General features: G+C 73.9%; 9 protein-coding genes. 4 read left to right on the plus strand and 5 right to left on the minus strand.

Annotated features, from left to right (window positions below; all coding sequences use genetic code 11):
• Positions 1-46: 46 nt before the first annotated feature.
• The 5 genes from J3486_RS17460 to acsA are packed head-to-tail and all read right to left on the minus strand — an operon-like array spanning position 47 to position 5,639.
• Complete coding sequence (locus J3486_RS17460) at positions 47-295, minus strand: acyl carrier protein (protein WP_207821224.1); 249 nt, start codon at positions 293-295, stop codon at positions 47-49.
• Positions 292-1,734, minus strand: coding sequence for a 2-oxo acid dehydrogenase subunit E2 (locus tag J3486_RS17465; protein WP_207821225.1), 1,443 nt, complete (start codon positions 1,732-1,734; stop codon positions 292-294). The genes J3486_RS17460 and J3486_RS17465 overlap by 4 nt, the downstream gene beginning before the upstream one ends.
• 1 nt (position 1,735) lies before the next feature.
• Entirely contained in the window at positions 1,736-2,800 is a 1,065-nt protein-coding gene (locus J3486_RS17470; RefSeq protein ID WP_229378115.1) for an alpha-ketoacid dehydrogenase subunit beta, read from the minus strand.
• On the minus strand, positions 2,797-3,816 hold the full coding sequence (gene pdhA, locus J3486_RS17475; RefSeq protein WP_229378116.1) for a pyruvate dehydrogenase (acetyl-transferring) E1 component subunit alpha: 1,020 nt from the start codon (positions 3,814-3,816) through the stop codon (positions 2,797-2,799). Before pdhA ends, J3486_RS17470 begins: the two co-directional genes overlap by 4 nt.
• On the minus strand, positions 3,813-5,639 hold the full coding sequence (acsA, locus tag J3486_RS17480; protein WP_207821226.1) for an acetate--CoA ligase: 1,827 nt from the start codon (positions 5,637-5,639) through the stop codon (positions 3,813-3,815). The genes pdhA and acsA overlap by 4 nt, the downstream gene beginning before the upstream one ends.
• Positions 5,640-5,806: 167 nt before the next feature.
• On the opposite strand from acsA, the gene J3486_RS17485 reads away from it, so the two are divergent.
• The 4 genes from J3486_RS17485 to J3486_RS17500 are packed head-to-tail and all read left to right on the plus strand — an operon-like array spanning position 5,807 to position 7,762.
• Positions 5,807-6,007 carry a hypothetical protein gene (locus J3486_RS17485; RefSeq protein WP_207821227.1) on the plus strand — a complete coding sequence of 67 codons (201 nt, stop codon included), beginning with the start codon at positions 5,807-5,809 and terminating at the stop codon, positions 6,005-6,007.
• Positions 6,008-6,025: 18 nt separating this feature from the next.
• Positions 6,026-6,301: a DUF1876 domain-containing protein gene (locus J3486_RS17490; protein WP_207821286.1), complete on the plus strand. Its 276-nt coding sequence runs from the start codon at positions 6,026-6,028 to the stop codon at positions 6,299-6,301.
• A 13-nt stretch (positions 6,302-6,314) separates the two neighbouring features.
• The gene (locus tag J3486_RS17495; protein WP_207821228.1) at positions 6,315-6,851 is read left to right on the plus strand and encodes a flavodoxin domain-containing protein; all 537 of its coding nucleotides are present in this window, start codon (positions 6,315-6,317) and stop codon (positions 6,849-6,851) included.
• A complete protein-coding gene (locus J3486_RS17500; RefSeq protein WP_207821229.1) occupies positions 6,848-7,762 on the plus strand; it encodes a universal stress protein in 915 nt (304 codons plus the stop codon). The genes J3486_RS17495 and J3486_RS17500 overlap by 4 nt, the downstream gene beginning before the upstream one ends.
• Positions 7,763-7,836 lie beyond the last annotated feature (74 nt).

Genomic DNA, 7,836 nt, shown 5'->3' on the forward strand with positions numbered 1-7,836 from the left:
CCCTCCGGGGGCCACGGCCTCCGGAGGGTACGGTCCCGCAGCCCGGTCAGACGCGCGTACGGGTCATCAGCAGCCGGGCGCTGCCGGAGAGGGTGACGAGGTCCGGATAGTCGTCCTCGTCGAGGCGGCAGCCGGACTGTTCGGCGAGGGCTTCGACGAACTCCAGGAAGTCGAGGGAGTCGATCTCCAGCTGCTCACGGAACGTGTCGTCGGGGCCGACCGTCGCGAGGTCGGCGTCGGGAGCCACCCGGGCGAGGGCCTTGGTCACGAGGTCGAGGGCCTGTTCGTACGTCATAGCTCCTCCGGGTGCTGCAGCAGTCGGTTCAGGGTGGTGAGGAAGCGGGCACCCACCGCGCCGTCGGAGGCCCGGTGGTCGGCGCTGAGCGTGGCGGTCACCGTCGGGTGCACGCCGAGCAGCCCGTCCACGGCACAGGGCCGCTCGACGACGGCGCCGAATCCGACGAGGGCCACCTGGGGCGGATGGATGACGCCGTACACGCTCTCGACGCCCTGTTCGCCGAGATTGGTGACGGTGAGGGTGGCCCCGGTGAGCTCACTGGCCCGCAGCCGGCCGGTGCGGGCCCGCACGGCCGTGTCCTTCAACTCGGTCATCAAGTCGGGCAGTTCGCGTTGCGCCGCGTCGTGCAGGACCGGGGTGAGCAGTCCGCCGCCGCGCAGCGAGACCGCGAAGCCGAGGTGCACGGCGTCGCCCGGCACGAAGCGGTCGTCGGTCCAGAAGCCGTTGAGGTCGGGGACGGCGCGGGCCGCGAGCGCGGTGGCCTTCAGGAGCAGCGCGGCGGGCAACAGCCGCTGCGCCACAGGGCGTTCGCGGTTGGTGGCGCGCAGCCAGGCCAGGGCCGTGGACAGGTCGACGGTGGTGGACAGGTAGTAGTGCGGGATCTCGCGCTTGGAGCGGGTCATCAGATGGGCGATGGCCGCGCGCATGCCCGGGGTCGCCGCCCGCTGGGCCTGCGGCGGCGTGGGCCGTGTCGCGGGCTCGGAGGCGGTCTCGGGGCGAACCTCGCGCGGGGCCTCATGAACGGCCGACGGGACGGCGGCGCGGACATCGGCGGCGCGGACGGCTCCGCGCTCCCCCGTGCCCGTCACCGTCGACAGGGTGATGTGCAGCGCGTCGGCGAGCCGTCGGGCGTAGGGCGTGGCCCGCACGCGTTCCGTGCCCGCCGCGGCCCGCTCCACGTCGTGGCGGGTGACGCGTCCGCCGGGTCCGGTGCCCTCGACCCGCCCCAGATCGATCCGTTTCGCCTCGGCGAGATGGCGCACGAGGGGGCCGTTGACGCCGGTCCGGGGCGGCCGGGTGCGGGGAGCCCGCACGGGTCCGGGCTCAGGTTCGGGCACCGGGGCAGCGGCCGGCACCGGTTCGCGTACGGGCTCGGGTTCGGGCGCGGGTCCGGGCGCGGGTCCGGGCTCCCGGGCCCCTTCGGCAACGACAGACTCCACTGCCACCGCCGCATCCCCCACATCCCCCGCATCCCCCGCATCCCCCGCCCCGATCATCGCGAGCGGCGCCCCCACCGGCACCCGGGTCCCCGGCTCCACCAGCAGGCGCTGCACCGTGCCGGTCTCGAAACACTCCACCTCGATGGCCGACTTGTCCGTCTCGACGACGGCGACGACATCGCCCTTGGTCACGTGGGCGCCCGGCGCCACGAGCCACTCCTGCAGCACGCCCTCGTCCATGTCGGCGCCCAGCGAGGGCATCGTGAACTCGGCCATGTCAACCGTCCCGCCCCTCGACGGCCCCGCGCGCCGCCGAGACGATGTCGGCCACCTGGGGCAGCGCCGCCTGTTCGAGCTGGCGGGCGTACGGGATCGGCACCTCGGCGCTGCACACCCGCCGTACGGCGGCGTCGAGTTCGTAGAAGGCCTGCTCGGTGATGCGGGCGGAGACCTCGGCGGCCAGGCTGCCGCTGCGCCAGCCCTCGTCGACGACGACGGCGCGATGCGTCCGGCCGACGGACTCCATGATCGTGGCGTCGTCGAGCGGCCGCAGGCTGCGCAGGTCGACGACCTCGGCGGAGACCCCGGCCGCCCCCAACTCGTCGGCGGCGGCCATGCACTTGGGCAGCGAACCGCCGTAGGTGATCAGGGTGACGTCCGTCCCGGGCCTGCGGATCGCGGCCCGGTCCAGGCCCAAGGGCCGTGCGTGCGGGTCGAGTTCGCCGGACGCGTTGTACAGCGTGCCGTGCTCGAAGATCAGGACCGGGTCGGGGTCGGCGAGGGCGGGCGCCAGCATGTGGCGGGCGTCCTCCAGGGTGGCGGGGGCGAGGACGCGCAGTCCGGGGATGTGCGCGTACCAGCCCTCCAGGCTGTGCGAGTGCTGCGCCGCGAGCTGGCGTCCCGCGCCCGTCGTCATGCGGATGACGAGCGGCACCGGCAGCTGTCCGCCGGACATGTGCAGCAGCGTGGCGGCGTTGTTGAGGATCTGGTCGAGGGCGAGCAGGCTGAAGTTGACCGTCATGATCTCGACGATCGGCCGCATCCCGGCCAGCGCCGCCCCGATCCCGGCGCCGACGAACGCCGACTCGGACAGCGGGGTGTCGCGGATCCGCTCGGGTCCGAACTCCTCCAGGAGGCCGAGGCTGACGCCGAAGCAGCCGCCGTACGCGCCCACGTCCTCGCCCATCAGGAAGACCCGCTCGTCGGCGCGGAGCGCTTCGCGCAGGGCCTCGCGCAGGGCTTCCCGGTAGGTGGTCTTGTCGCCGCCGCCCCCGGCCGGCGCCGGTTCCGGCTGCGGTTTCGTCGGTGTCTTCGGCTGTGTCCTCATCCCGGGCTGCTTCATCGCCCCGTCGCCTCCTTCGCGGGCGTCCGAGGTTCGCTGGTGACGTGCAGCAGCAGATCCTCGACGGGTTCGGCCGGTGCCAGGTCCGCGGCCTCGACGGCGTGCTCGATCTCCTGCTCGGCCGCACGCTCGATCTCCCGCAGCCGGGCCGCGGGCAGGGCGTGCGCGCGCCGCAGCCGGTCGGCGTGGCGAACGATCGGGTCGCGCTTCTTCCACCGCTCGATCTCGGTCTTGTCGCGGTAGCGGTCCGGGTCGTACATGGAGTGGGCGCGGAAACGGTAGGTGCGCAGTTCGAGGAAGTGCGGTCCGCCGCCGGCCCGGATCGCCTCGGTGGCGCGCAGCGCGGCCGTCTCGACGGCCTCGACGTCCATGCCGTCGACGGCCCAGGCGACCATGCCGTACGAGGAGGCGCGCAGCGCCAGATCGGTCTGGGCCTGCGCGCGGTCGAGGGCTGTACCCATCGCGTACTGGTTGTTCTCGCAGACCAGCAGGAGCGGCAGGCCCCACAGCGCGGCCAGGTTAGCGCTCTCGTGGAACTCGCCCTCGGCGACCGCGCCGTCGCCGAAGAAGCAGCACGTGACCCGGGAGCGGCCGGTCATGCGGTCGGCGAGCGCGAGTCCGACGGCGAGCGGAAGTCCGCCGCCTACGATGGCGTTGCCGCCGTAGAAGCGGTGGTCCGCGTCGAACAGGTGCATGGAGCCGCCGCGGCCGTGGCTGCATCCGGTGGCCTTGCCGAACATCTCGGCCATGACGGCCTCGGCGCTGAGACCGCGGGCGAGGGCGTGACCGTGCTCGCGGTACGTGGAGACGACGGCGTCGTCGTCGGTGAGAGCCTCGTTGACGCCGACGGCGACGGCCTCCTCGCCGATGTAGAGGTGGACGAAGCCGCGGATGCGGGCCGCGCTGTACAGCTCGACGCAGCGTTCCTCGAAGCGCCGGATGCGGATCATCGACTCCAGGAGCGCACGGCGGTGGACGGCGTTCGCGGCCTTGCGGGGGCGGCTGGTGGCGTTCATGCGGGGGCCTCCGGTCCCATGGGTTCGTACGGCGCTTCGAGGGTGGAGGTGTCTCCCTCGGGCAGCCCGAGTTCGCGGGCGCGGAGCAGGCGGCGCATGACCTTGCCGCTGCGGGTGTGCGGCAGGTGCTGGTCGAAGGCGATCTCGCGCGGGGCGACGGCGGGGCCGAGGCGGCTGCGCGCGAAGGCGATCAACTCCCTTTCCAGCGCCGGTCCCTGTGCGTGGCCGGGCCGCAGCGACACGAACGCCTTCACGATGTCGCCCGCGACGGGGTCGGGCCGTCCGATGACGCCCGCCTCGGCGACCGCCGGGTGTTCCATCAGGGCGCTCTCCACCTCGAAGGGCCCGATGAGGTGTCCCGCGGACTTGATCACGTCGTCGGCACGTCCGACGAACCAGTACCAGCCGTCGGCGTCCCGGCGCACCAGGTCCCCGGTGAGGTACCAGCCGTCGGCGAAGGCCGCCTCGTAGCGTTCCTTGTCGTGGAGATAGCCGCGGAACATCGAGGGCCAGCCCGCGCGCAGCGCCAACTCGCCCTCCGTGTCCGGGGTTTCGACGGCGGCGACATGGCCGTCTCGGCTGACCTTCGCGCGCCCGTCCGCACCGCGTTCGAGGACGGCGGCGCTCACGCCGGGCAGCGGGCGGCCCATCGAGCCGGGCCTGATGTCGCAGGCCGCGAAGTTGCCGATCATGATGGCGCCGGTCTCGGTCTGCCACCAGTTGTCGTGCACCGGCAGTCCGAGCACCTCCTGCCCCCACACCACGGCCTCGGGGTTGAGGGGTTCACCGACGGAGGCGATGAAGCGCAGCGCCGACAGGTCGTAGGAGCGGGGCAGCGCGTGGTCGCCCCGGCGCGGTGTGGTGCGCATGAGCATGCGCAGCGCGGTGGGGGCGGTGTACCAGACGGTGACGTGCTGCTCGGCGAGGATGCGGTACCAGCGGCGGGCGTCGAAGTCGCCCTCGTCGACGACGACGGTCAGACCGTGGGTGAGCGGGGCGATGACCCCGTACGACATGCCGGTGACCCAGCCGGGGTCGGCGGTGCACCAGAAGACGTCGCCGCGGTGCAGGTCCAGGGCATAGGCGGCGCTCACGTGGTGGGCGACGACGGCCTCGTGGACGTGCACGGCACCCTTGGGCGCGGCGGTGGTGCCGCTGGTGAAGTGCAGCAGCGCCATGTCGCCCGAGGCCGTCGGCGGAATGTCGAAGACGGGCGGGGCCGCGGCCATCAGTTCCTCGAACGAGCGGGTGCGGGGCGGCAGTTCACCGGGGTCCGCCCCGACGATCAGAACGTGTTCCAGGGCGGGCAGCGCGTCCCGGATCCCGGCGACCTTGCGCCGGTAGTACGCGGCCGTGGTGACCAGCACCCGGACGTCGCCGAGGGCGAGCCGCCGGCGCACCGGTTCGGGGCCGAACGCCGAGAACAGCGGGCACAGCACGCTGACGTTCTTCAGTGTGCCGAGGACCACGGTGAACAGGTCGGGGCCGCGGCCGAGCAGGGTCGCCACGCGGTCGCCGCGTTCGACCCCGAGCAGACGCAGCACGCCCGCGAACCGGGAGGTGCGGTGGGCGAGTTCGGCGTAGGTGACGGTGGTGACGGTGTCGTCGCGGCCCACGCAGCGCAGCGCCACCGCGGCGCCGTGGCCCGCGTCGACCTGCCGGTCCACCGCCTCGTACGCGATGTTGAGACCCCGGCCACCGGGCAGCCCGCGCAGTTGTCCGTGCGCGTTGGACCAGGTGAACCAGCGCCGCTCCTGGTCGTAGTCGGCCAGGTTCGGCGGGACTCGGGGCGCAGCACCCTTGTGGATGGTCTGCCATGGCATGACGGGCCTCCCTCTGCCTCCGGCTCCTGCTTCGACCATCCGCCCGGACGGGCCGGCGGAGCAGGGGCCGAAGGACCCCGGATCGGGTCCTGGCGGCCCACGCGCCGTGCGTGGAAAGGGAGTTGACTGAAGGTGCATCGACGTACGCGAGCGAGGAGGCGGTCCCCATGCGTACGTTCCTCCCTGCCGAGTTCTGGTGGATGTTCGGCGAGCTGCTCGCCGTGTCCCTGGTGGTGGTGTGCGTGGCCGTGGTCGTCGCCGACGCGCTGCTGCTGCGGCTGCGTCGCCGTCGGTCCGTGCCGCGCGGCGGGACCCCGGTGGCGGCCCCCGGGCCGAAAGAGTTCCAGCACGCCGGCTCCCGTGGCTGAGGAGAACGGGTGATCGCGATGACGGTCAAGGAGTGGCACGTGCGGATCCGGCTCTCCGAGCGGGACGACGAGACGTACGCGGAGGCCGAGCTCACCGCTGCGGGGTCGTCCCTGTCGGTGACCGGCCGGGGCACGGCGCGGCGCAATCCGATCGACCGGCCGGTGCCCGAGATCGGCGACGAACTGGCCGTCAGCCGCGCGCTGGAGGACCTGGCGCTGCGGCTGCACGACGTGGCGGCGGACGACATCGTGGAGCTCACCGGGCCTGCGGAGCCGCCGCCCCGGTGCTCGTGAGCCGGGGCACGTCATGCCGGTCCTGGTGGCGTACGCGAGCGCGCACGGTTCGACCCGTGAGGTGGCGGAGCACATCGCCGCCCGGCTCGGGCGGCGCGGTCTCGACGCGGTGACGGCCCCCCTCGACACCGATCCGGACCCCTGCCCCTGGCAGGCGGTCGTGCTCGGCAGCGCCGTGCACGACGGGGCGTGGCTGCCCCCGGCCGAGGCGTACGTACGCCGCCGGGGCGCCGCGCTCCGCGGCCGGCCGGTGTGGATGTTCAGCGTCGGCATGAGCGCCGCACTGCCACGCCCGCTGCGCCGGCTCGCGAGCCGGGCCGAACAGCCGCCGATCGCCCGCCTGGTGACCGTGGTGCGCCCCCGGGAGCACCGTCGCTTCTCCGGCGTGATCCGCCGGGACCAGCTGGACCGGCGCGGCCGGGTCGTGTTCCGGCTGCTCGGCTGCCGCTACGGCGACCACCGGGACTGGCCCGGCATCGACGCGTGGGCGGACGCGGTCGCCGCGCACCTGACGGGAACGGACACGACCACCGGGAGGCGAACACCATGACCAAGCCGATCGTCGTCGGACTCGACGGCTCACGCGAGAGTCTCGCCGCAGCCGACTGGGGTGCCCGCGCGGCCCTGCTGCGCGGGGCTCCGCTGCGGCTCGTGCACGCCTGGGAGGGACCGCCGAGTGCGGACTTCGCCGACGCGCGCCGGCCCGATCTCACCGTGCCGCAGTTCTGGGCGCGGCGGGTGCTGCGCGGCGCCGTGGACCGGATCGGGGAACGTCATCCGCAGCTCTACATGAGCGCCGAGCAGGTCCGTCTGCCGCCGCGTCAGGCGCTGCTGGCCGAGGCGGATTCGGCGGAGCTGCTGGTGCTCGGCCACGACGGCGCCGGAGGACCCGGCGGCCTGCTGTCCGGGTCCGTCGCCCTTTCGGTGGTGGCCCGTGCGACCGTGCCGGTGGTGCTGGTGCGAGCCTCCTTCACCGCAGCCGACGAGCACCGGCAGCCCGACGACACGCCGGGCGGCCCGCTCCCGGGGCACGACCTGCCGTACCGCGACGTCGTCGTCGCGGTGGATCCGGCGCGGCCCTGCGAGGGGCACCTGCGGTTCGCCTTCGAGGAGGCCGCTCGGCGCAACGCCACGGTGGACGCCGTGCACATCTGGCATCTGCCGTACGAGACGGCGCCGGCCCCGCTGCCCGGCGCGCACGCCCGCGCCGCGCAGGCGGCCGAGCACGCGCTGGAGCGGCGGCTCGCCCCGTGGCGGGAGAAGTTCCCCACGGTGCGGGTGCGCTCCGCCGCCGTGCACGCGCGCACCGCGCACGAGATCGTGCACGCCGCACACGGCGCCGGACTGCTCGTCGTGGGGCGCAGGCCACGCCGGGCGGGCGTGGGTCCGCACACGGGTCCCGTCACGCACGCGGTGCTGCACCACGTGGCCTGCCCGGTCGTGGTGGTGCCGCACGAGTGAGGTCGCACGACACCCGGGGACACGACACCTGAAGCACACATGGAGTGGGGGGGGGCGCGCCGGGCGCGGGGGGG

Source organism: Streptomyces sp. VRA16 Mangrove soil, from assembly GCF_017377775.1.
Classification (GTDB): Bacteria; Actinomycetota; Actinomycetes; order Streptomycetales; family Streptomycetaceae; genus Streptomyces.

What these genes read in the sequence shown, in the direction of transcription:
- acsA (WP_207821226.1), bottom strand. Translation starts at nt 5,639, where the DNA reads ATGCCATGGCAGACCATCCACAAGGGTGCTGCGCCCCGAGTCCCGCCG.
- J3486_RS17460 (WP_207821224.1), bottom strand. Translation starts at nt 295, where the DNA reads ATGACGTACGAACAGGCCCTCGACCTCGTGACCAAGGCCCTCGCCCGG.
- J3486_RS17485 (WP_207821227.1), top strand. Translation starts at nt 5,807, where the DNA reads ATGCGTACGTTCCTCCCTGCCGAGTTCTGGTGGATGTTCGGCGAGCTG.
- J3486_RS17465 (WP_207821225.1), bottom strand. Translation starts at nt 1,734, where the DNA reads ATGGCCGAGTTCACGATGCCCTCGCTGGGCGCCGACATGGACGAGGGC.
- J3486_RS17470 (WP_229378115.1), bottom strand. Translation starts at nt 2,800, where the DNA reads ATGAAGCAGCCCGGGATGAGGACACAGCCGAAGACACCGACGAAACCG.
- pdhA (WP_229378116.1), bottom strand. Translation starts at nt 3,816, where the DNA reads ATGAACGCCACCAGCCGCCCCCGCAAGGCCGCGAACGCCGTCCACCGC.
- J3486_RS17495 (WP_207821228.1), top strand. Translation starts at nt 6,315, where the DNA reads ATGCCGGTCCTGGTGGCGTACGCGAGCGCGCACGGTTCGACCCGTGAG.
- J3486_RS17490 (WP_207821286.1), top strand. Translation starts at nt 6,026, where the DNA reads ATGACGGTCAAGGAGTGGCACGTGCGGATCCGGCTCTCCGAGCGGGAC.
- J3486_RS17500 (WP_207821229.1), top strand. Translation starts at nt 6,848, where the DNA reads ATGACCAAGCCGATCGTCGTCGGACTCGACGGCTCACGCGAGAGTCTC.